Raw genomic sequence first — 19,873 nt, 5'->3', positions numbered from 1 at the left:
CGCCCCGAGCCCCTGCGCCCCCCGGCCGCTGATGCCTTTCCCTCCCGCCCCCCCCCCGCCCCCTCCCCGCTTTTATGTGTGCGCGCGGCCCCCCCCCCCCCCCCCCGGGGGGGGGGGGGGCCCCCGGACCCCGACAGACCATTGATGAAGCGCCAATATCTCGCTGACGTGAGATGGCACAACCCTGAGAGGGATTGACGCATAGTGCTCGACGTCAACTTCTTCGACGAGCTCCGGATCGGCCTGGCCACCGCTGACGACATCCGTCAGTGGAGCCACGGCGAGGTCAAGAAGCCCGAGACCATCAACTACCGCACGCTCAAGCCCGAAAAGGACGGACTCTTCTGCGAGAAGATCTTCGGTCCGACCCGGGACTGGGAGTGCTACTGCGGCAAGTACAAGCGCGTCCGCTTCAAGGGCATCATCTGTGAGCGCTGTGGCGTCGAGGTCACGCGCGCCAAGGTGCGCCGCGAGCGGATGGGCCACATCGAGCTCGCCGCGCCCGTCACGCACATCTGGTACTTCAAGGGCGTCCCGTCGCGCCTCGGCTACCTGCTCGACCTCGCGCCGAAGGACCTCGAGAAGGTCATCTACTTCGCCGCGTACATGATCACGTTCGTGGACGAGGAGCGCCGCACCCGCGACCTGCCCTCGCTGGAGGCTCACGTCTCCGTCGAGCGCCAGCAGATCGAGAACCGCCGCGACGCCGACCTCGAGGCCCGCGCCAAGAAGCTCGAGACCGACCTGGCCGAGCTGGAGGCCGAGGGCGCCAAGGCGGACGTGCGCCGCAAGGTGCGCGAGGGTGCCGAGCGCGAGATGAAGCAGCTCCGCGACCGCGCCCAGCGCGAGATCGACCGCCTCGACGAGGTGTGGAACCGCTTCAAGAACCTCAAGGTCCAGGACCTCGAGGGCGACGAGCTGCTCTACCGCGAGCTGCGCGACCGCTTCGGCACGTACTTCGACGGCTCCATGGGTGCCGCCGCCCTGCAGAAGCGACTGGAGTCCTTCGACCTCGACGAGGAGGCCGAGCGCCTCCGCGAGATCATCCGTACCGGCAAGGGCCAGAAGAAGACCCGCGCGCTCAAGCGCCTCAAGGTCGTCTCCGCGTTCCTGCAGACGAGCAACAGCCCCAAGGGCATGGTGCTCGACTGCGTGCCGGTCATCCCGCCGGACCTGCGTCCGATGGTGCAGCTGGACGGTGGCCGCTTCGCGACCTCCGACCTGAACGACCTGTACCGCCGCGTCATCAACCGCAACAACCGCCTGAAGCGGCTTCTCGACCTCGGCGCGCCCGAGATCATCGTGAACAACGAGAAGCGCATGCTCCAGGAGGCCGTCGACGCGCTCTTCGACAACGGCCGTCGTGGTCGCCCGGTCACGGGCCCCGGCAACCGTCCGCTGAAGTCGCTGTCCGACATGCTCAAGGGCAAGCAGGGCCGCTTCCGTCAGAACCTGCTCGGCAAGCGCGTGGACTACTCCGCGCGTTCCGTGATCGTCGTCGGTCCGCAGCTGAAGCTGCACCAGTGCGGTCTGCCGAAGGCGATGGCGCTGGAGCTCTTCAAGCCGTTCGTGATGAAGCGCCTGGTCGACCTGAACCACGCGCAGAACATCAAGTCGGCCAAGCGCATGGTCGAGCGCGGCCGCACGGTCGTGTACGACGTCCTCGAAGAGGTCATCGCGGAGCACCCGGTCCTGCTGAACCGTGCGCCCACGCTGCACCGCCTCGGCATCCAGGCCTTCGAGCCGCAGCTGGTCGAGGGCAAGGCCATCCAGATCCACCCGCTCGTCTGCACCGCGTTCAACGCGGACTTCGACGGTGACCAGATGGCCGTGCACCTGCCGCTGTCCGCGGAGGCGCAGGCCGAGGCCCGCATCCTGATGCTGTCCTCGAACAACATCCTCAAGCCCGCCGACGGCCGTCCGGTGACGATGCCGACGCAGGACATGGTCCTGGGTCTGTTCTTCCTCACCACCGACGGCGAGGGCCGCGGGGTCAAGGGCGAGGACCGCTCCTTCGGCTCCACCGCCGAGGCGATCATGGCGTTCGACGCGGGCGAGCTCTCGCTCCAGTCGAAGGTCGACATCCGCTTCCCGGTGGGCACCATCCCGCCGCGCGGCTGGACCCCGCCGGTGTCCGAGGAGGGTGACGAGGGTGTCGCGGAGCGCGAGTACCAGCAGGGCGACAGCTTCCGCCTGAAGACCACGCTGGGCCGTGCGCTCTTCAACGAGCTGCTGCCCGAGGACTACCCCTTCGTCGACTACGAGGTCGGCAAGAAGCAGCTCTCCGAGATCGTCAACGACCTCGCCGAGCGCTACCCCAAGGTCATCGTGGCGGCGACGCTCGACAACCTGAAGGCGGCCGGCTTCTACTGGGCGACCCGCTCCGGCGTCACCGTGGCCATCTCCGACGTCGTCGTCCCGGCGGCGAAGAAGGAGATCGTCGCGGGCTACGAGGCGCAGGACGAGAAGGTCCAGAAGCAGTACGAGCGCGGTCTGATCACCAAGGAAGAGCGCACGCAGGAGCTCATCGCGATCTGGACCAAGGCGACCAACGAGGTCGCCGAGGCGATGAACGCGAACTTCCCCAAGACCAACCCCATCTTCATGATGGTTGACTCGGGTGCCCGAGGAAACATGATGCAGATGCGGCAGATCGCCGGTATGCGCGGTCTGGTGTCGAACGCGAAGAACGAGACCATCCCGCGTCCGATCAAGGCCTCGTTCCGCGAGGGCCTGTCCGTGCTCGAGTACTTCATCTCCACGCACGGCGCCCGTAAGGGTCTGGCGGACACCGCGCTGCGTACCGCCGACTCCGGCTACCTCACCCGTCGTCTGGTCGACGTCTCCCAGGACGTCATCATTCGCGAGGAGGACTGCGGCACCGAGCGCGGCCTCAAGCTGCGGATCGCGGAGCGCGGCGCCGACGGCGTGCTGCGCAAGGCGGACAACGTCGAGACGTCCGTCTACGCCCGCATGCTGGCCGAGGACGTCGTCATCGACGGCAAGGTCATCGCCCCGGCCAACGTCGACCTGGGTGACGTGCTCATCGACGCCCTGGTCGCCAACGGCGTCGAGGAGGTCAAGACCCGTTCGGTCCTGACCTGTGAGTCGGCGGTCGGCACCTGTGCCTTCTGCTACGGCCGTTCGCTCGCCACCGGCAAGCTGGTCGACATCGGTGAGGCGGTCGGCATCATCGCCGCCCAGTCCATCGGTGAGCCCGGCACGCAGCTCACGATGCGTACCTTCCACACCGGCGGTGTGGCCGGTGACGACATCACCCAGGGTCTGCCCCGTGTCGTCGAGCTCTTCGAGGCCCGTACGCCGAAGGGTGTCGCCCCGATCTCCGAGGCCGCGGGCCGCGTCCGCATCGAGGAGACCGAGAAGACCAAGAAGATCGTCGTCACCCCGGACGACGGCAGCGACGAGACGGCATACCCGATCTCGAAGCGCGCCCGTCTCCTGGTCGGCGAGGGCGACCACGTCGAGGTGGGCCAGAAGCTCACCGTGGGTGCCACCAACCCGCACGACGTGCTGCGCATCCTGGGCCAGCGCGCCGTCCAGGTCCACCTGGTCGGCGAGGTCCAGAAGGTCTACAACTCGCAGGGTGTGTCGATCCACGACAAGCACATCGAGATCATCATCCGGCAGATGCTCCGCCGCGTGACGATCATCGAGTCCGGCGACGCCGAGCTGCTGCCCGGCGAGCTGGTCGAGCGCTCCAAGTTCGAGACCGAGAACCGTCGAGTCGTGACGGAGGGCGGCCACCCGGCCTCCGGCCGTCCGCAGCTGATGGGTATCACCAAGGCCTCGCTGGCGACGGAGTCCTGGCTGTCGGCCGCCTCCTTCCAGGAGACGACCCGAGTGCTGACGGACGCGGCGATCAACGCCAAGTCCGACAGCCTCATCGGCCTCAAGGAGAACGTCATCATCGGTAAGCTCATCCCGGCCGGTACGGGTCTGTCCCGCTACCGCAACATCCGGGTCGAGCCGACCGAGGAGGCCAAGGCCGCGATGTACTCGGCCGTCGGCTACGACGACATCGACTACTCGCCGTTCGGCACCGGCTCCGGCCAGGCCGTTCCGCTGGAGGACTACGACTACGGTCCGTACAACCAGTAGTCGGCCCGCTCGCCCCGGCGAGCGCGCCACCCGCCGCAGGGCGGTCACCCGGCTCGTGCCGGGTGGCCGCCCTGCGGTGCTTTGACGCATGATGGAGGGCACACACCGTGTGGGGGAGCGTGCGTCTCGTGACCAATCCGTCGTGGCAGCCGGCGCCGTGGCCGGGGCAGCAAGGCCAGCCGTCGATGCTCGCGGGCCACTCCGACCGGGAGCGCGCGGTCGACGTGCTGCGCGCCGGGTTCGCCGAGGGCCGGCTCCAGCAGGACGAGTACGAGCGCCGGGTGGAGCGCGCCTACGCCGCCCGTACGGTGGGGGAGCTGGGGCTCCTCGTCGCCGACCTGCCCCAGGGCCCGACGGGCTTTCCGCAGCAGGTCCCGCAGCAGTTCGCGCCCCGGGTGCCGCCCACCTTCCTGCCCGCGCCGGCGCCCACCAACGGCAAGGCCACCGCGGCCATGGTCTGCGGCATCGCGACGTTCTTCACCTTCGGCGCCTCGGCCGTGCCCGCGGTCGTCCTCGGCCACATGGCCCGCGCCGAGATCCGCCGCACCCACGAGCACGGCGACGGCCAGGCGGTGGCGGGCCTGGCCCTGGGCTGGCTGGCGATCGTGGGGTGGACGCTGCTGTTCCTGCTGGTCGTGTCGGCGTCCGGGGGCTAGGACCGGTCCGGCAGCGGGGGACGGGGCCCGGGCCGGTGGGCCGCCGCGGCGTCGGCGGTGCCCGGCGTGTCCGGGGCGCGGGGTATTTGTTTTGACCGCAGCCAATGAGGTAGGTACGCTCAGACCTTGTGCCTGGGGTGTGCCTTGGCTCGCGCGCGTGTCTTCAACCGCATCGTGAGTCTGATCCGGCCACCGCAATCTGCGCCCTCCCCGTCGTTCAGCGGGGGTCTGCAGTATTCGACACACCCGACCGCGTGGGTCGGTGACGTTCCAGGTTAGCTTTACTATTCGGCACACAGAAACCGGAGAAGTAGTGCCTACGATCCAGCAGCTGGTCCGCAAGGGCCGGCAGGACAAGGTCGAGAAGAACAAGACGCCCGCACTCGAGGGTTCGCCCCAGCGCCGTGGCGTCTGCACGCGTGTGTTCACGACCACCCCGAAGAAGCCGAACTCGGCCCTCCGTAAGGTCGCGCGTGTGCGTCTGACCTCTGGGATCGAGGTCACGGCCTACATTCCGGGTGAGGGACACAACCTGCAGGAGCACTCCATCGTGCTCGTGCGTGGTGGCCGTGTGAAGGACCTGCCTGGTGTTCGCTACAAGATCATCCGCGGTTCCCTCGACACCCAGGGTGTCAAGAACCGCAAGCAGGCCCGCAGCCGCTACGGCGCCAAGAAGGAGAAGTAAGAATGCCTCGTAAGGGCCCCGCCCCGAAGCGCCCGGTCATCATCGACCCGGTCTACGGTTCTCCTCTGGTGACCTCCCTCATCAACAAGGTGCTGCTGAACGGCAAGCGCTCCACCGCCGAGCGCATCGTCTACGGCGCCATGGAGGGCCTGCGCGAGAAGACCGGCAACGACCCGGTCATCACGCTGAAGCGCGCGCTCGAGAACATCAAGCCGACCCTCGAGGTCAAGTCCCGCCGTGTCGGTGGTGCGACCTACCAGGTTCCGATCGAGGTCAAGCCCGGTCGCGCCAACACGCTGGCGCTGCGCTGGCTGGTCGGCTACTCCCGTGCCCGTCGGGAGAAGACGATGACCGAGCGTCTGCTGAACGAGCTCCTCGACGCCTCCAACGGCCTCGGTGCCGCTGTGAAGAAGCGCGAGGACACGCACAAGATGGCCGAGTCCAACAAGGCCTTCGCGCACTACCGCTGGTAGTCGCTACCCACATCGAGAACCGAGAGAAGACTGAGCCTTATGGCTACCACTTCGCTTGACCTGGCCAAGGTGCGCAACATCGGCATCATGGCCCACATCGACGCGGGCAAGACGACGACCACCGAGCGGATCCTGTACTACACCGGTGTCTCGTACAAGATCGGTGAGGTCCACGACGGTGCTGCCACCATGGACTGGATGGAGCAGGAGCAGGAGCGTGGCATCACGATCACCTCTGCTGCCACCACCTGTCACTGGCCGCTGGAAGACGTCGACCACACGATCAACATCATCGACACCCCGGGGCACGTCGACTTCACCGTCGAGGTGGAGCGTTCCCTGCGTGTGCTCGACGGTGCTGTGACGGTGTTCGACGGCGTCGCCGGCGTTGAGCCCCAGTCCGAGACCGTGTGGCGTCAGGCAGACCGCTACGGCGTTCCGCGTATCTGCTTCGTCAACAAGCTGGACCGCACCGGTGCCGAGTTCCACCGCTGCGTCGACATGATCACGGACCGCCTTGGTGCGCAGCCGCTGGTCATGCAGCTCCCGATCGGTGCCGAGGCCGACTTCAAGGGCGTCGTGGACCTGGTCCGCATGAAGGCCCTGGTCTGGTCCGCCGACACCAAGCTGGGCGAGGCGTACGACGTCGTCGACATCCCGGCCACCCACACCGAGGCTGCCGAGGAGTACCGCGGCAAGCTGCTCGAGGCCGTGGCCGAGAACGACGAAGAGATCATGGAGCTGTACCTGGAGGGCCAGGAGCCCACCGAGGAGCAGCTCTACGCCGCGATCCGTCGCATCACCATCGCCTCCGGCAAGGGCGGCGACACCACCGTCACTCCCGTGTTCTGCGGCACCGCGTTCAAGAACAAGGGCGTGCAGCCCCTGCTCGACGCCGTCGTGCGCTACCTCCCCTCCCCCCTGGACGTCGAGGCCATCGAGGGCCACGGCGTGAAGGACCCGGAGGAGGTCGTCAAGCGCAAGCCGTCGGACGACGAGCCGCTGGCCGCGCTGGCGTTCAAGATCGCCTCCGACCCGCACCTGGGCAAGCTCACCTTCGTCCGGATCTACTCCGGCCGCCTGGAGTCCGGCACCGCGGTGCTGAACTCCGTCAAGGGCAAGAAGGAGCGCATCGGCAAGATCTACCGCATGCACGCGAACAAGCGTGAGGAGATCGACTCGGTGGGCGCGGGCGACATCATCGCCGTCATGGGTCTGAAGCAGACCACGACCGGTGAGACGCTGTGCGACGAGAAGAAGCCGGTGATCCTGGAGTCCATGGACTTCCCGGCGCCGGTCATCGAGGTCGCCATCGAGCCCAAGTCCAAGGGTGACCAGGAGAAGCTGGGTGTCGCCATCCAGCGTCTCGCGGAGGAGGACCCCTCCTTCCAGGTGCACACCAACGAGGAGACCGGCCAGACCGTCATCGGCGGTATGGGCGAGCTTCACCTCGAGGTGCTCGTCGACCGCATGAAGCGCGAGTTCAAGGTCGAGGCCAACGTCGGCAAGCCGCAGGTCGCGTACCGCGAGACGATCCGCAAGGCCGTCGAGCGCGTGGACTACACCCACAAGAAGCAGACCGGTGGTACCGGTCAGTTCGCCAAGGTGCAGATCGCGGTCGAGCCGATCGAGGGCGGCGACGCCTCGTACGAGTTCGTGAACAAGGTCACCGGTGGTCGTATCCCGAAGGAGTACATCCCTTCGGTCGACGCCGGCTGCCAGGAGGCCATGCAGTTCGGCATCCTCGCCGGTTACGAGATGACCGGCGTCCGCGTCACGCTGCTCGACGGTGCCTACCACGAGGTCGACTCCTCCGAGCTCGCCTTCAAGATCGCCGGTTCGCAGGCCTTCAAGGAGGCCGCGCGCAAGGCCAGCCCCGTGCTGCTCGAGCCGATGATGGCCGTCGAGGTCACCACGCCCGAGGACTACATGGGCGACGTCATCGGCGACATCAACTCCCGCCGTGGCCAGATCCAGGCCATGGAGGAGCGCAGTGGCGCCCGTGTCGTCAAGGGCCTGGTACCGCTGTCGGAGATGTTCGGCTACGTCGGAGACCTCCGCAGCAAGACGTCGGGTCGCGCAAGCTACTCGATGCAGTTCGACTCCTACGCCGAGGTTCCGCGGAACGTCGCCGAGGAGATCATCGCGAAGGCCAAGGGCGAGTAACTCACCCGAGTTCACGCCGTAGGCTTGACTCCGGAGCCTTCGGGGCAATCCGGCCCTCACCGGGACGGAGCGCCCCGGGCCCCGGGCACCCCAGCAAAGATCACCTGGCGCCGATGAAGTAAGGCGTACAGAACCACTCCACAGGAGGACCCCAGTGGCGAAGGCGAAGTTCGAGCGGACTAAGCCGCACGTCAACATCGGCACCATCGGTCACATTGACCACGGTAAGACGACCCTCACGGCCGCCATTACCAAGGTGCTGCACGACGCGTACCCGGACCTGAACGAGGCCTCGGCCTTCGACCAGATCGACAAGGCTCCCGAGGAGCGCCAGCGCGGTATCACCATCTCCATCGCGCACGTCGAGTACCAGACGGAGACGCGTCACTACGCCCACGTCGACTGCCCCGGTCACGCGGACTACATCAAGAACATGATCACGGGTGCCGCGCAGATGGACGGCGCCATCCTCGTGGTCGCCGCCACCGACGGCCCGATGCCGCAGACCAAGGAGCACGTGCTCCTGGCCCGCCAGGTCGGCGTCCCCTACATCGTCGTCGCCCTGAACAAGGCCGACATGGTGGACGACGAGGAGATCCTGGAGCTCGTCGAGCTCGAGGTCCGTGAGCTCCTCACCGAGTACGAGTTCCCGGGCGACGACGTTCCGGTCGTCAAGGTCTCCGCGCTCAAGGCGCTCGAGGGCGACGCCGAGTGGGGCAAGTCCGTCCTCGAGCTGATGAAGGCCGTCGACGAGTCGATCCCGCAGCCGGAGCGCGACGTCGACAAGCCGTTCCTCATGCCGATCGAGGACGTCTTCACCATCACCGGTCGCGGTACGGTCGTCACCGGCCGTATCGAGCGCGGTGTCCTCAAGGTGAACGAGGAAGTCGAGATCATCGGCATCAAGGAAGAGAAGACCAAGACCACGGTTACGGGCATCGAGATGTTCCGTAAGCTGCTGGACGAGGGTCAGGCCGGTGAGAACGTCGGTCTGCTTCTCCGCGGTATCAAGCGCGAGGACGTCGAGCGCGGCCAGGTCATCATCAAGCCCGGCACCGTGACCCCGCACACCGAGTTCGAGGCGCAGGCGTACATCCTGTCGAAGGACGAGGGTGGCCGCCACACCCCGTTCTTCAACAACTACCGCCCGCAGTTCTACTTCCGTACGACGGACGTGACCGGCGTCGTGACCCTCCCCGAGGGCACCGAGATGGTCATGCCGGGTGACAACACCGAGATGAAGGTGGAGCTCATCCAGCCCGTCGCCATGGAGGAGGGCCTGAAGTTCGCCATCCGTGAGGGTGGCCGGACCGTCGGCGCCGGCCAGGTCACCAAGATCGTCAAGTAAGTACCTGACGGTCGGGGAGACCCGGCAGCTCTTCTCGAGCTCCTGAGAAGCCCCGCTCACCAGCCGGTGGGCGGGGCTTCTCGCGCGCCTTTCCGGGTGCGAAGCGCGGCGCGGGTCAGCTTGACAAGGGGCTCGATTGGCGTCCGGCATGCCCCGTATGGCAGACTAGCGGGGTTGCTCGGTTGAGTGCCGATGCTGCGCGCCTCCCGCCGGGAGGACTGGAAGCGAGTCCCACGGTACTCGTCGCTCCAACTGCCGTCAGGCAGCGCTGGGGCGGACGTACGGGAATCTTCCGGGAAGCGTCAGCGGGGTGCCTCAGCCAGGCGCCCGGCGGCCTTTCTCAGGCTTCCCCCGGACCAGCGGTCGCAAACGGCCGCAGCCCCCTAGCAGGGAAATCCCAAGGGATATCCATGTCAGCGGGACTGCGACACGCCCGACCGCGTGGGTCGGAGGGCCTCAGAAGATCCGGCCACAGGGTTCCAGAGCGTTACGAGAGACAGGACTACAAAGTAGCCATGGCGGGACAGAAGATCCGCATCCGGCTCAAGGCCTACGACCACGAGGTCATCGACTCCTCGGCGAAGAAGATCGTCGAGACGGTGACGCGTACTGGTGCGTCGGTCGCGGGCCCGGTGCCGCTGCCCACTGAGAAGAACGTGTACTGCGTCATCAAGTCGCCGCACAAGTACAAGGACTCGCGCGAGCACTTCGAGATGCGCACGCACAAGCGCCTGATCGACATCCTCGACCCGACGCCCAAGACCGTTGACTCGCTGATGCGCCTGGACCTTCCGGCCGGCGTCGACATCGAGATCAAGCTCTGAGAGGCGCGGAACAGATGACCAAGCAGATCAAGGGCATCCTGGGCGAGAAGCTCGGCATGACCCAGGTCTGGGACGAGAACAACCGTGTCGTCCCCGTGACCGTGGTCAAGGCCGGACCCTGCGTCGTTACCCAGGTCCGTACGAATGACAGCGACGGCTACGAGTCGGTCCAGATCGCCTTCGGCGAGATCGACCCGCGCAAGGTGAACAAGCCCCTCAAGGGTCACTTCGCCAAGGCCGACGTGACCCCCCGTCGCCACCTCGTCGAGATCCGTACCTCGGACGCCTCCGAGTACACCCTCGGCCAGGAGCTGACCGCTGAGACCTTCGAGTCCGGCGTCAAGGTCGACGTGACCGGCAAGAGCAAGGGCAAGGGCTTCGCCGGTGTCATGAAGCGCCACAACTTCGGTGGCCTCGGCTCCAGCCACGGCACCCAGCGCAAGCACCGCTCGCCCGGCTCCATCGGTGGCTGCGCCACCCCGGGCCGCGTGTTCAAGGGCCTCCGCATGGCGGGCCGCATGGGCAACGAGCGGGTCACCACCCAGAACCTGACCGTCCACGCCGTTGACGCGGAGAAGGGTCTGCTGCTCATCAAGGGCGCGGTTCCCGGTCCGAACGGCGGCCTCGTCCTGGTCCGCACCGCGGCCAAGGGGGCCTGAGGTAACCGATGAGCACTGTTGACATCCTTTCGCCGGCAGGCGACAAGGCCGGTACCGTCGAGCTCCCCGCGGAGATCTTCGACGCCAAGGTCAGCGTTCCGCTGATCCACCAGGTCGTCGTCGCGCAGCTGGCCGCTGCCCGCCAGGGCACGCACAAGACCAAGACCCGCGGCGAGGTCCGTGGCGGTGGCAAGAAGCCGTACCGCCAGAAGGGCACCGGCCGCGCCCGCCAGGGTTCGACCCGCGCGCCGCAGTTCGCCGGTGGTGGCGTCGTGCACGGTCCCGTGCCGCGTGACTACTCGCAGCGGACCCCGAAGAAGATGAAGGCCGCCGCCCTGCGCGGTGCCCTCACCGACCGGGCCCGCCACAGCCGCATCCACGTCGTCTCCGACGTGGTCGAGGGCGACATCTCCACGAAGGCCGTCAAGGCTCTCCTCGGCAAGATCAGCGAGCGCAAGAACGTGCTCCTGGTCGTCGAGCGCGAGAACGAGAAGGCCGTGCTGTCCGCCCGCAACCTGCCCCAGGTCCACATCCTGGAGCCGGGCCAGCTGAACACGTACGACGTTCTCGTCTCGGACGACGTGGTCTTCACCCAGGCCGCTTTCGAGTCCTTCGTGTCTGGCCCCAAGGCCTCTGACACCGAAGGGAGCGAAGCCTGATGGCCACGCGTCACCCGAGCATCGCCTCGAAGGCCGCCAAGGCCGCCAAGGCCGCGCGCGTCGCCAAGGCGAAGCGCCAGGCCACCGAGGGCAAGAACACCGTCGAGACGCCGCTGAGCAAGAGCTTCACGGACCCCCGTGACGTCCTCGTCAAGCCGGTCGTCTCCGAGAAGAGCTACGCGCTGCTCGACGAGAACAAGTACACGTTCCTCGTCGACCCGCGGGCCAACAAGACCCAGATCAAGCAGGCCGTCGAGACGGTCTGGTCGGTCAAGGTCACCGGGGTCAACACGATCAACCGGCAGGGCAAGCGCAAGCGCACCCGCACGGGCTTCGGCAAGCGCGCCAACACCAAGCGCGCGATCGTGACCCTCGCTGAGGGCGACCGTATCGACATCTTCGGCCAGGCCTCCTAACGGAGACCCTGGTCCGAATATCGGACGAGGACTGAGAAATGGGAATCCGCAAGTACAAGCCGACGACGCCGGGCCGCCGTGGCTCCTCCGTCGCCGACTTCGTCGAGGTCACGCGGTCCACGCCGGAGAAGTCGCTGGTCCGCCCGCTGCACAGCAAGGGCGGCCGTAACAACGCCGGTCGTGTGACCGTTCGCCACCAGGGTGGCGGACACAAGCGCGCCTACCGTGTCATCGACTTCCGTCGTCACGACAAGGACGGCGTGCCGGCGAAGGTCGCGCACATCGAGTACGACCCGAACCGCACCGCGCGCATCGCCCTGCTGCACTACGCAGACGGCGAGAAGCGCTACATCATCGCTCCGCGTGGCCTGACGCAGGGTGACCGGGTGGAGAACGGCCCGGGCGCCGACATCAAGCCCGGCAACAACCTGGCCCTGCGCAACATCCCGGTCGGTACCACGATCCACGCGATCGAGCTCCGTCCGGGCGGCGGCGCCAAGTTCGCCCGCTCCGCGGGTGCCTCGGTGCAGCTCCTGGCGAAGGAGGGCTCGATGGCCCACCTGCGTATGCCGTCGGGTGAGATCCGCCTGGTCGACGTCCGCTGCCGCGCCACCATCGGTGAGGTCGGCAACGCCGAGCAGTCGAACATCAACTGGGGCAAGGCCGGCCGCAAGCGCTGGCTGGGCGTCCGTCCCACCGTTCGCGGTGTCGTGATGAACCCGGTTGACCACCCGCACGGTGGTGGTGAGGGCAAGACCTCCGGTGGTCGCCACCCGGTCTCGCCCTGGGGCAAGAAGGAAGGCCGTACTCGTTCGCCCAAGAAGGCGTCGAACAAGTACATCGTCCGCCGCCGCAAGACGAACAAGAAGCGCTAAGGACGGGTTGAGATGCCTCGTAGCCTGAAGAAGGGGCCCTTCGTCGACGACCACCTGATCAAGAAGGTGGACGCCCAGAACGAAGCCGGCACCAAGAACGTCATCAAGACCTGGTCCCGTCGCTCGATGATCGTCCCGGCCATGCTGGGCCACACGATCGCGGTGCACAACGGCAAGACCCACATCCCGGTGTTCGTCACCGAGTCGATGGTCGGCCACAAGCTCGGCGAGTTCTCGCCGACTCGCACCTTCCGCGGCCACGTCAAGGACGACCGGAAGTCGAAGCGCCGCTAAGCGGGGTGGAACGACTATGACTAACACCGAAGGGACAACCATGGAAGCCAGGGCCCAGGCGCGGTACATCCGCGTCACGCCCATGAAGGCCCGCCGCGTGGTGGACCTCATCCGTGGCATGGACGCCACGGAGGCTCAGGCGGTCCTGCGTTTCGCCCCGCAGGCCGCCAGCGTGCCGGTCGGCAAGGTGCTGGACAGCGCCATCGCCAACGCCGCGCACAACTACGACCACACGGACGCCTCGTCGCTGTACATCAGCGAGGCGTACGTGGACGAGGGCCCGACCCTGAAGCGGTTCCGCCCGCGTGCCCAGGGCCGTGCCTACCGGATCCGTAAGCGGACCAGCCACATCACCGTGGTCGTCAGCAGCAAGGAAGGAACCCGGTAATGGGCCAGAAGGTAAACCCGCACGGGTTCCGGCTCGGTGTCACGACCGACTTCAAGTCGCGTTGGTACGCCGACAAGCTGTACAAGGACTACGTCAAGGAAGACGTCGCCATCCGTCGGATGATGACGTCCGGCATGGAGCGCGCCGGCATCTCCAAGGTGGAGATCGAGCGCACCCGTGACCGCGTGCGGGTGGACATCCACACCGCTCGTCCCGGCATCGTCATCGGCCGCCGTGGCGCCGAGGCCGACCGCATCCGCGGTGACCTCGAGAAGCTCACGGGCAAGCAGGTCCAGCTGAACATCCTCGAGGTCAAGAACCCCGAGACCGATGCCCAGCTCGTGGCCCAGGCCGTTGCCGAGCAGCTGTCCTCCCGCGTCTCCTTCCGCCGCGCCATGCGTAAGAGCATGCAGTCGGCCATGAAGGCGGGCGCCAAGGGCATCAAGATCCAGTGTGGCGGTCGTCTCGGCGGTGCCGAGATGTCCCGTTCGGAGTTCTACCGCGAGGGCCGTGTGCCCCTGCACACGCTCCGCGCCAACGTGGACTACGGCTTCTTCGAGGCCAAGACGACCTTCGGCCGCATCGGCGTGAAGGTCTGGATCTACAAGGGCGACGTCAAGAACATCGCCGAGGTCCGCGCCGAGAACGCCGCTGCCCGTGCCGGCAACCGCCCGGCCCGTGGTGGCAACGACCGCCCGGCCCGTGGTGGCCGCGGTGGCGAGCGTGGCGGTCGCGGTCGCAAGCCGCAGCAGCAGTCGGCTCCGGCCGCCGAGGCCCCCAAGGCCGAGGCTCCCGCCGCCGCTGCCGCTCCGGCTGAGAGCACCGGAACGGAGGCCTGACCGACATGCTGATCCCCCGTAGGGTCAAGCACCGCAAGCAGCACCACCCCAAGCGCTCGGGCATGAGCAAGGGTGGCACGCAGGTTGCGTTCGGTGAGTACGGCATCCAGGCCATGGGCCCGGCGTACGTCACCAACCGTCAGATCGAGGCCGCGCGTATCGCGATGACCCGCCACATCAAGCGTGGCGGCAAGGTCTGGATCAACATCTACCCGGACCGTCCGCTCACGAAGAAGCCGGCCGAGACCCGCATGGGTTCCGGTAAGGGTTCCCCGGAGTGGTGGGTCGCCAACGTCAAGCCCGGACGCGTCATGTTCGAGCTGTCGTACCCCAACGAGAAGATCGCCCGTGAGGCGCTGACCCGTGCGGCCCACAAGCTGCCGATGAAGTGCCGGATCGTCAAGCGCGAGGCAGGTGAAGCGTGATGTCGGCCGGTACCAAGGCGTCCGAGCTGCGCGAGCTGGGCAACGAGGAGCTCCTCAACAAGCTCCGCGAGGCCAAGGAAGAGCTGTTCAACCTCCGCTTCCAGGCGGCGACGGGCCAGCTCGAGAACCACGGCCGTCTGAAGGCGGTCCGTAAGGACATCGCCCGGATCTACACCCTGATGCGTGAGCGCGAGCTGGGCATCGAGACGGTGGAGAGCGCCTGATGAGCGAGAGCAACGTGACTGAGAACAACACCGAGGCGCGCGGTTTCCGCAAGACCCGCGAGGGTCTGGTCGTCAGCGACAAGATGGACAAGACCGTCGTCGTCGCCGTCGAGGACCGCGTCAAGCACGCGCTGTACGGCAAGGTCATCCGCCGTACGAACAAGCTCAAGGCGCACGACGAGCAGAACGCCGCGGGTGTCGGCGACCGCGTCCTCCTGATGGAGACCCGGCCGCTGTCCGCGACCAAGCGCTGGCGCGTCGTCGAGATCCTCGAGAAGGCCAAGTAATCACCTGAAGGGTTTCCTTCAGGTTCAGTTCCGCCAGGCTCCGGGGGCCGTTCATCGGCCCCCGGGGAACCGGCAGACACACAGGAGATAGACGTGATCCAGCAGGAGTCGCGACTTCGTGTCGCCGACAACACGGGTGCGAAGGAGATCCTCACCATCCGTGTTCTCGGTGGCTCGGGTCGCCGCTACGCGGGCATCGGTGACGTCATCGTCGCCACCGTCAAGGATGCGATCCCCGGTGGCAACGTGAAGAAGGGTGACGTCGTCAAGGCGGTCATCGTTCGCACCGTCAAGGAGCGCCGCCGTCCGGACGGCTCGTACATCCGCTTCGACGAGAACGCCGCCGTCATTCTGAAGAACGACGGCGACCCTCGCGGCACCCGTATCTTCGGCCCGGTGGGCCGTGAGCTGCGCGAGAAGAAGTTCATGAAGATCATCTCGCTCGCGCCGGAGGTGCTGTAAGCATGAAGATCAAGAAGGGTGACCTGGTCCAGGTCATCACCGGCAAGGACAAGGGCAAGCAGGGCAAGGTCATTGCCGCTTACCCGCGCCAGGAGCGCGTCCTCGTCGAGGGTGTCAACCGGGTCAAGAAGCACACCAAGGCCGGTCCGACGGCGTCCGGCTCGCAGGCCGGCGGCATCGTGACGACCGAGGCCCCGATCCACGTGAGCAACGTTCAGCTCGTCGTGGAGAAGGACGGCACGAAGGTCGTTACCCGCGTCGGCTACCGCTTTGACGACGAGGGCAACAAGATCCGCGTTGCCAAGCGGACGGGTGAGGACATCTGATGGCTACCACCACCACTCCGCGTCTCAAGCAGAAGTACCGCGACGAGATCAAGTCGAAGCTGCAGGACGAGTTCAAGTACGAGAACGTCATGCAGATCCCCGGTCTCGTCAAGATCGTGGTGAACATGGGTGTCGGCGACGCCGCCCGTGACTCCAAGCTCATGGACGGTGCCGTCCGTGACCTGACCACGATCACCGGTCAGAAGCCGGCCGTCACCAAGGCCCGCAAGTCCATTGCGCAGTTCAAGCTGCGTGAGGGACAGCCGATCGGTGCCCACGTCACGCTCCGTGGCGACCGCATGTGGGAGTTCCTGGACCGCACCCTGTCGCTCGCGCTGCCGCGCATCCGCGACTTCCGTGGTCTGTCCCCCAAGCAGTTCGACGGCCGTGGCAACTACACCTTCGGTCTCACGGAGCAGGTCATGTTCCACGAGATCGACCAGGACAAGATCGACCGTGTCCGGGGTATGGACATCACCGTGGTCACCACGGCGACCAATGACGCTGAGGGCCGCGCGCTCCTTCGTCACCTCGGCTTCCCGTTCAAGGAGGCGTGAGCGAGATGGCGAAGAAGGCTCTGATCGCTAAGGCTGCTCGCAAGCCCAAGTTCGGTGTGCGCGCGTACACCCGCTGCCAGCGCTGCGGCCGTCCGCACTCCGTCTACCGCAAGTTCGGCCTGTGCCGCGTGTGCCTTCGTGAGATGGCTCACCGTGGCGAGCTGCCGGGCGTGACCAAGAGCTCCTGGTAATTCCCTTCTGTCCCTAGGACAACAGGGGTTACCCGAAGCTCTCGGTAAGCAGTGAGGTCGGTGGGGCCCGGCCGCGCATGCCGTAGGCTTGTGTGGTTGGGCGCCCGCCGCCCTCGTACGACTTACTACGCCGTAGGTCCCCGTGCCGCACCCGTCCCGCCCATGTGTGGGGAGAGGGATGGCGCATACAGGAAACCCCGGCGAGAGAGGCCGAAGGCCAATCCATGACCATGACTGATCCGATCGCAGACATGCTTACGCGTCTGCGGAACGCGAACTCGGCGTACCACGACTCGGTGTCGATGCCGCACTCCAAGATCAAGTCGCACATCGCGGAAATCCTCCAGCAGGAGGGTTTCATCACCGGCTGGAAGGTCGAGGACGCCGAGGTCGGCAAGAACCTCGTCCTCGAGCTCAAGTTCGGGCCGAACCGTGAGCGCTCCATCGCGGGCATCAAGCGGATCTCGAAGCCTGGTCTGCGTGTATACGCGAAGTCCACCAACCTGCCGAAGGTGCTCGGCGGCCTGGGCGTGGCCATCATCTCCACGTCCCACGGTCTGCTCACCGGCCAGCAGGCGCAGAAGAAGGGCGTGGGTGGGGAAGTCCTCGCCTACGTCTGGTAGCGGAAGGGAACGGAGGAAACAGCTATGTCGCGTATTGGCAAGCTCCCCATCACGGTTCCCGCCGGCGTGGACGTCACCATCGACGGCCGGACGGTCCAGGTGAAGGGCCCCAAGGGCGCCCTGAGCCACACCGTCGTGTCGCCGATCGAGATCGCTAAGGGTGAGGACGGCGTCCTGAACGTCACCCGCCCGAACGACGAGCGTCAGAACAAGGCCCTGCACGGCCTGTCCCGCACGCTGGTGGCGAACATGATCACCGGTGTGACCCAGGGTTACGTCAAGAAGCTCGAGATCAGCGGTGTCGGTTACCGCGTCGTCGCGAAGGGCTCCAACCTGGAGTTCTCGCTCGGCTACAGCCACCCGATCCTGGTCGAGGCGCCCGAGGGCATCTCGTTCAAGGTCGAGTCGCCGACCAAGTTCTCGGTCGAGGGCATCGACAAGCAGAAGGTCGGCGAGGTTGCGGCCAACATCCGCAAGCTGCGCAAGCCCGACCCGTACAAGGCCAAGGGCGTCAAGTACGAGGGCGAAGTCATCCGCCGCAAGGTCGGAAAGGCGGGTAAGTAAGCCATGGCATACGGTACGAAGATCGCTAAGGGCGACGCCTACAAGCGTGCCGCGATCAAGCGCCGCCACATCCGGGTCCGCAAGAAGGTCTCGGGTACGGCTGAGCGTCCCCGTCTGGTCGTGACGCGCTCGAACCGCCACATCGTGGCTCAGGTCATCGACGACATCAAGGGTCACACCCTGGCGTCGGCGTCGACCCTGGACGCGTCCATCCGTGGTGGCTCGGACGACAAGTCCGCGCAGGCCGGCAAGGTCGGCGCCCTGGTCGCCGAGCGTGCCAAGGCCGCCGGCGTCGAGGCTGTCGTGTTCGACCGTGGTGGTAACCGGTACGCGGGTCGCATCGCGGCCCTCGCCGACGCCGCCCGCGAGGCCGGGCTCAAGTTCTGAGCTCGCTGCGTAGCTAGCGGAAAAGAGAGAGGTAAATCCAATGGCTGGACCCCAGCGCCGCGGTGGCGGTGCCGGTGGCGGCGAGCGGCGGGACCGGAAGGGCCGTGACGGCGGCGCAGCTGCCGCCGAGAAGACCGCGTACGTTGAGCGCGTTGTCGCGATCAACCGCGTCGCCAAGGTTGTGAAGGGTGGTCGTCGCTTCAGCTTCACCGCGCTGGTCGTGGTGGGCGACGGTGACGGCACCGTGGGTGTCGGTTACGGCAAGGCCAAGGAGGTGCCGGCCGCCATCGCCAAGGGTGTTGAGGAGGCCAAGAAGCACTTCTTCAAGGTCCCCCGTATCGCCGGCACCATCCCTCACCCGGTTCAGGGTGAGAAGGCCGCGGGCATCGTCCTGCTCAAGCCGGCGTCGCCGGGTACCGGTGTTATCGCCGGTGGTCCCGTGCGTGCCGTGCTCGAGTGCGCCGGTGTTCACGACATCCTGTCGAAGTCCCTGGGCTCCGACAACGCGATCAACATCGTGCACGCGACCGTGGCGGCCCTCAAGGGCCTGCAGCGTCCCGAGGAGATCGCGGCCCGCCGCGGTCTGCCGCTCGAGGACGTCGCCCCCGCGGCTCTGCTGCGTGCGCGTGCCGGGGCTGGTGCGTAATGGCTCAGCTCAAGATCACGCAGGTGAAGTCGTACATCGGCAGCAAGCAGAACCACCGTGACACCCTGCGCTCCCTTGGTCTCAAGGGCATCAACACGCAGGTCGTCAAGGAGGACCGCCCCGAGTTCCGCGGCATGGTGCAGACCGTCCGCCACCTCGTGACGGTCGAGGAGGTCGACTGATCATGGCGGAGCAGAACCCGCTCAAGATCCACAACCTCCGTCCCGCCCCGGGCGCCAAGACCGCCAAGACCCGTGTGGGTCGTGGTGAGGCGTCGAAGGGTAAGACGGCCGGTCGTGGTACCAAGGGTACGAAGGCTCGTTACCAGGTTCCGGAGCGCTTCGAGGGTGGCCAGATGCCCCTCCACATGCGTCTTCCGAAGCTGAAGGGCTTCAAGAACCCGTTCAAGACCGAGTACCAGGTCGTCAACCTGGACAAGCTCGCCTCCCTCTACCCCGAGGGTGGCGAGGTCACGGTGGCCGACCTGGTCGCCAAGGGCGCCGTTCGCAAGAACAGCCTTGTCAAGGTCCTCGGCCAGGGCGAGATCTCCGTGGCGCTGCAGGTGACGGTCGACGCCGTCTCCGGCTCCGCCAAGGAGAAGATCACCGCCGCCGGCGGTACCGTCACCGAGCTCGTCTGAGTCACTCAGGCGTCTCGATGACTTGAGCGATCCCGACCGGGGATGCCCCACAAATGGGGCATCCCCGGTTGGTCGTTCCAAGGGGGGCACGGTCGCCGGTAAGGTGGCGTGCACTGTTACTTTCCGCGCGGTCTGTCTCG

At 66.6% G+C, this 19,873-nt stretch carries 27 protein-coding genes; all 27 read left to right on the top strand.

Annotation, left to right across the window (positions count from 1 at the left end):
• Positions 1 to 204 precede the first annotated feature (204 nt).
• Positions 205 to 4,119 (top strand): DNA-directed RNA polymerase subunit beta', encoded by a 3,915-nt coding sequence (locus QK440_RS28015; RefSeq protein WP_282795999.1) that lies wholly within the window; start codon positions 205 to 207, stop codon positions 4,117 to 4,119.
• A gap of 128 nt (positions 4,120 to 4,247) precedes the next feature.
• Positions 4,248 to 4,775, top strand: a complete 528-nt coding sequence (locus QK440_RS28010; protein ID WP_282795998.1) for a DUF1707 and DUF4190 domain-containing protein — start codon at positions 4,248 to 4,250, stop codon at positions 4,773 to 4,775.
• 313 nt (positions 4,776 to 5,088) lie between these two features.
• Positions 5,089 to 5,460: a 30S ribosomal protein S12 gene (rpsL, locus tag QK440_RS28005; protein WP_003948652.1), complete on the top strand. Its 372-nt coding sequence runs from the start codon at positions 5,089 to 5,091 to the stop codon at positions 5,458 to 5,460.
• 2 nt (positions 5,461 to 5,462) lie between these two features.
• Positions 5,463 to 5,933 carry a 30S ribosomal protein S7 gene (gene rpsG / locus QK440_RS28000; RefSeq protein WP_003974303.1) on the top strand — a complete coding sequence of 157 codons (471 nt, stop codon included), beginning with the start codon at positions 5,463 to 5,465 and terminating at the stop codon, positions 5,931 to 5,933.
• Between the two features lie 39 nt (positions 5,934 to 5,972).
• A complete protein-coding gene (fusA, locus tag QK440_RS27995) occupies positions 5,973 to 8,099 on the top strand; it encodes an elongation factor G (protein ID WP_282795997.1) in 2,127 nt (708 codons plus the stop codon).
• A 154-nt stretch (positions 8,100 to 8,253) separates the two neighbouring features.
• Positions 8,254 to 9,447: an elongation factor Tu gene (gene tuf, locus QK440_RS27990; RefSeq protein WP_282795996.1), complete on the top strand. Its 1,194-nt coding sequence runs from the start codon at positions 8,254 to 8,256 to the stop codon at positions 9,445 to 9,447.
• 515 nt (positions 9,448 to 9,962) lie between these two features.
• Positions 9,963 to 10,271: a 30S ribosomal protein S10 gene (gene rpsJ, locus QK440_RS27985; RefSeq protein WP_003948644.1), complete on the top strand. Its 309-nt coding sequence runs from the start codon at positions 9,963 to 9,965 to the stop codon at positions 10,269 to 10,271.
• A 14-nt stretch (positions 10,272 to 10,285) separates the two neighbouring features.
• Positions 10,286 to 10,930, top strand: coding sequence for a 50S ribosomal protein L3 (rplC, locus tag QK440_RS27980; protein WP_138961312.1), 645 nt, complete (start codon positions 10,286 to 10,288; stop codon positions 10,928 to 10,930).
• Between the two features lie 8 nt (positions 10,931 to 10,938).
• Positions 10,939 to 11,589, top strand: a complete 651-nt coding sequence (gene rplD, locus QK440_RS27975) for a 50S ribosomal protein L4 (RefSeq protein WP_282795995.1) — start codon at positions 10,939 to 10,941, stop codon at positions 11,587 to 11,589.
• Complete coding sequence (gene rplW, locus QK440_RS27970) at positions 11,589 to 12,005, top strand: 50S ribosomal protein L23 (protein WP_282795994.1); 417 nt, start codon at positions 11,589 to 11,591, stop codon at positions 12,003 to 12,005. Before rplD ends, rplW begins: the two co-directional genes overlap by 1 nt.
• Positions 12,006 to 12,043: 38 nt before the next feature.
• Complete coding sequence (gene rplB / locus QK440_RS27965; RefSeq protein ID WP_282795993.1) at positions 12,044 to 12,880, top strand: 50S ribosomal protein L2; 837 nt, start codon at positions 12,044 to 12,046, stop codon at positions 12,878 to 12,880.
• Positions 12,881 to 12,892: 12 nt separating this feature from the next.
• Positions 12,893 to 13,174 carry a 30S ribosomal protein S19 gene (rpsS, locus tag QK440_RS27960; RefSeq protein ID WP_010036728.1) on the top strand — a complete coding sequence of 94 codons (282 nt, stop codon included), beginning with the start codon at positions 12,893 to 12,895 and terminating at the stop codon, positions 13,172 to 13,174.
• Between the two features lie 40 nt (positions 13,175 to 13,214).
• A complete protein-coding gene (gene rplV / locus QK440_RS27955) occupies positions 13,215 to 13,562 on the top strand; it encodes a 50S ribosomal protein L22 (protein ID WP_030685471.1) in 348 nt (115 codons plus the stop codon).
• The gene (gene rpsC / locus QK440_RS27950) at positions 13,562 to 14,401 is read left to right on the top strand and encodes a 30S ribosomal protein S3 (protein ID WP_087885483.1); all 840 of its coding nucleotides are present in this window, start codon (positions 13,562 to 13,564) and stop codon (positions 14,399 to 14,401) included. The genes rplV and rpsC overlap by 1 nt, the downstream gene beginning before the upstream one ends.
• Before the next feature lie 5 nt (positions 14,402 to 14,406).
• A complete protein-coding gene (rplP, locus tag QK440_RS27945; RefSeq protein WP_190134825.1) occupies positions 14,407 to 14,826 on the top strand; it encodes a 50S ribosomal protein L16 in 420 nt (139 codons plus the stop codon).
• The gene (gene rpmC, locus QK440_RS27940) at positions 14,826 to 15,050 is read left to right on the top strand and encodes a 50S ribosomal protein L29 (protein ID WP_010036720.1); all 225 of its coding nucleotides are present in this window, start codon (positions 14,826 to 14,828) and stop codon (positions 15,048 to 15,050) included. Before rplP ends, rpmC begins: the two co-directional genes overlap by 1 nt.
• Positions 15,050 to 15,337, top strand: coding sequence for a 30S ribosomal protein S17 (gene rpsQ / locus QK440_RS27935; protein ID WP_282795992.1), 288 nt, complete (start codon positions 15,050 to 15,052; stop codon positions 15,335 to 15,337). Before rpmC ends, rpsQ begins: the two co-directional genes overlap by 1 nt.
• Before the next feature lie 93 nt (positions 15,338 to 15,430).
• Positions 15,431 to 15,799, top strand: a complete 369-nt coding sequence (gene rplN, locus QK440_RS27930; protein WP_003974257.1) for a 50S ribosomal protein L14 — start codon at positions 15,431 to 15,433, stop codon at positions 15,797 to 15,799.
• Between the two features lie 2 nt (positions 15,800 to 15,801).
• On the top strand, positions 15,802 to 16,125 hold the full coding sequence (gene rplX / locus QK440_RS27925) for a 50S ribosomal protein L24 (protein ID WP_282795991.1): 324 nt from the start codon (positions 15,802 to 15,804) through the stop codon (positions 16,123 to 16,125).
• The gene (gene rplE, locus QK440_RS27920) at positions 16,125 to 16,682 is read left to right on the top strand and encodes a 50S ribosomal protein L5 (protein ID WP_190134822.1); all 558 of its coding nucleotides are present in this window, start codon (positions 16,125 to 16,127) and stop codon (positions 16,680 to 16,682) included. The genes rplX and rplE overlap by 1 nt, the downstream gene beginning before the upstream one ends.
• Positions 16,683 to 16,687: 5 nt before the next feature.
• On the top strand, positions 16,688 to 16,873 hold the full coding sequence (locus QK440_RS27915; RefSeq protein ID WP_003956452.1) for a type Z 30S ribosomal protein S14: 186 nt from the start codon (positions 16,688 to 16,690) through the stop codon (positions 16,871 to 16,873).
• Positions 16,874 to 17,097: 224 nt separating this feature from the next.
• Positions 17,098 to 17,496: a 30S ribosomal protein S8 gene (gene rpsH / locus QK440_RS27910; protein ID WP_019888762.1), complete on the top strand. Its 399-nt coding sequence runs from the start codon at positions 17,098 to 17,100 to the stop codon at positions 17,494 to 17,496.
• Positions 17,497 to 17,520: 24 nt separating this feature from the next.
• The gene (rplF, locus tag QK440_RS27905; RefSeq protein ID WP_282795990.1) at positions 17,521 to 18,060 is read left to right on the top strand and encodes a 50S ribosomal protein L6; all 540 of its coding nucleotides are present in this window, start codon (positions 17,521 to 17,523) and stop codon (positions 18,058 to 18,060) included.
• Between the two features lie 3 nt (positions 18,061 to 18,063).
• Entirely contained in the window at positions 18,064 to 18,447 is a 384-nt protein-coding gene (gene rplR, locus QK440_RS27900; protein WP_190134820.1) for a 50S ribosomal protein L18, read from the top strand.
• A 40-nt stretch (positions 18,448 to 18,487) separates the two neighbouring features.
• Positions 18,488 to 19,093, top strand: coding sequence for a 30S ribosomal protein S5 (gene rpsE / locus QK440_RS27895; RefSeq protein WP_190134819.1), 606 nt, complete (start codon positions 18,488 to 18,490; stop codon positions 19,091 to 19,093).
• Complete coding sequence (gene rpmD, locus QK440_RS27890) at positions 19,093 to 19,275, top strand: 50S ribosomal protein L30 (RefSeq protein ID WP_055418359.1); 183 nt, start codon at positions 19,093 to 19,095, stop codon at positions 19,273 to 19,275. The genes rpsE and rpmD overlap by 1 nt, the downstream gene beginning before the upstream one ends.
• A 2-nt stretch (positions 19,276 to 19,277) precedes the next feature.
• A complete protein-coding gene (gene rplO / locus QK440_RS27885) occupies positions 19,278 to 19,733 on the top strand; it encodes a 50S ribosomal protein L15 (protein WP_190134818.1) in 456 nt (151 codons plus the stop codon).
• Positions 19,734 to 19,873: the final 140 nt, after the last annotated feature.

It is taken from the genome of Streptomyces sp. CC224B (assembly GCF_030010595.1).
Taxonomy (GTDB): Bacteria; Actinomycetota; Actinomycetes; order Streptomycetales; family Streptomycetaceae; genus Streptomyces; species Streptomyces longispororuber.
The sequence above is the reverse complement of the archived record's forward strand: the minus strand, read 5'-3'. Positions and strand labels throughout refer to the sequence as shown.

What these genes read in the sequence shown, in the direction of transcription:
- rpsG (WP_003974303.1), top strand. Translation starts at nt 5,463, where the DNA reads ATGCCTCGTAAGGGCCCCGCCCCGAAGCGCCCGGTCATCATCGACCCG.
- fusA (WP_282795997.1), top strand. Translation starts at nt 5,973, where the DNA reads ATGGCTACCACTTCGCTTGACCTGGCCAAGGTGCGCAACATCGGCATC.
- rpsJ (WP_003948644.1), top strand. Translation starts at nt 9,963, where the DNA reads ATGGCGGGACAGAAGATCCGCATCCGGCTCAAGGCCTACGACCACGAG.
- rplC (WP_138961312.1), top strand. Translation starts at nt 10,286, where the DNA reads ATGACCAAGCAGATCAAGGGCATCCTGGGCGAGAAGCTCGGCATGACC.
- rplD (WP_282795995.1), top strand. Translation starts at nt 10,939, where the DNA reads ATGAGCACTGTTGACATCCTTTCGCCGGCAGGCGACAAGGCCGGTACC.
- rplW (WP_282795994.1), top strand. Translation starts at nt 11,589, where the DNA reads ATGGCCACGCGTCACCCGAGCATCGCCTCGAAGGCCGCCAAGGCCGCC.
- rplB (WP_282795993.1), top strand. Translation starts at nt 12,044, where the DNA reads ATGGGAATCCGCAAGTACAAGCCGACGACGCCGGGCCGCCGTGGCTCC.
- rpsS (WP_010036728.1), top strand. Translation starts at nt 12,893, where the DNA reads ATGCCTCGTAGCCTGAAGAAGGGGCCCTTCGTCGACGACCACCTGATC.
- rplV (WP_030685471.1), top strand. Translation starts at nt 13,215, where the DNA reads ATGGAAGCCAGGGCCCAGGCGCGGTACATCCGCGTCACGCCCATGAAG.
- rpsC (WP_087885483.1), top strand. Translation starts at nt 13,562, where the DNA reads ATGGGCCAGAAGGTAAACCCGCACGGGTTCCGGCTCGGTGTCACGACC.
- rplP (WP_190134825.1), top strand. Translation starts at nt 14,407, where the DNA reads ATGCTGATCCCCCGTAGGGTCAAGCACCGCAAGCAGCACCACCCCAAG.
- rpmC (WP_010036720.1), top strand. Translation starts at nt 14,826, where the DNA reads ATGTCGGCCGGTACCAAGGCGTCCGAGCTGCGCGAGCTGGGCAACGAG.
- rpsQ (WP_282795992.1), top strand. Translation starts at nt 15,050, where the DNA reads ATGAGCGAGAGCAACGTGACTGAGAACAACACCGAGGCGCGCGGTTTC.
- rplX (WP_282795991.1), top strand. Translation starts at nt 15,802, where the DNA reads ATGAAGATCAAGAAGGGTGACCTGGTCCAGGTCATCACCGGCAAGGAC.
- rplE (WP_190134822.1), top strand. Translation starts at nt 16,125, where the DNA reads ATGGCTACCACCACCACTCCGCGTCTCAAGCAGAAGTACCGCGACGAG.
- QK440_RS27915 (WP_003956452.1), top strand. Translation starts at nt 16,688, where the DNA reads ATGGCGAAGAAGGCTCTGATCGCTAAGGCTGCTCGCAAGCCCAAGTTC.
- rpsH (WP_019888762.1), top strand. Translation starts at nt 17,098, where the DNA reads ATGACCATGACTGATCCGATCGCAGACATGCTTACGCGTCTGCGGAAC.
- rplF (WP_282795990.1), top strand. Translation starts at nt 17,521, where the DNA reads ATGTCGCGTATTGGCAAGCTCCCCATCACGGTTCCCGCCGGCGTGGAC.
- rplR (WP_190134820.1), top strand. Translation starts at nt 18,064, where the DNA reads ATGGCATACGGTACGAAGATCGCTAAGGGCGACGCCTACAAGCGTGCC.
- rpsE (WP_190134819.1), top strand. Translation starts at nt 18,488, where the DNA reads ATGGCTGGACCCCAGCGCCGCGGTGGCGGTGCCGGTGGCGGCGAGCGG.
- rpmD (WP_055418359.1), top strand. Translation starts at nt 19,093, where the DNA reads ATGGCTCAGCTCAAGATCACGCAGGTGAAGTCGTACATCGGCAGCAAG.
- rplO (WP_190134818.1), top strand. Translation starts at nt 19,278, where the DNA reads ATGGCGGAGCAGAACCCGCTCAAGATCCACAACCTCCGTCCCGCCCCG.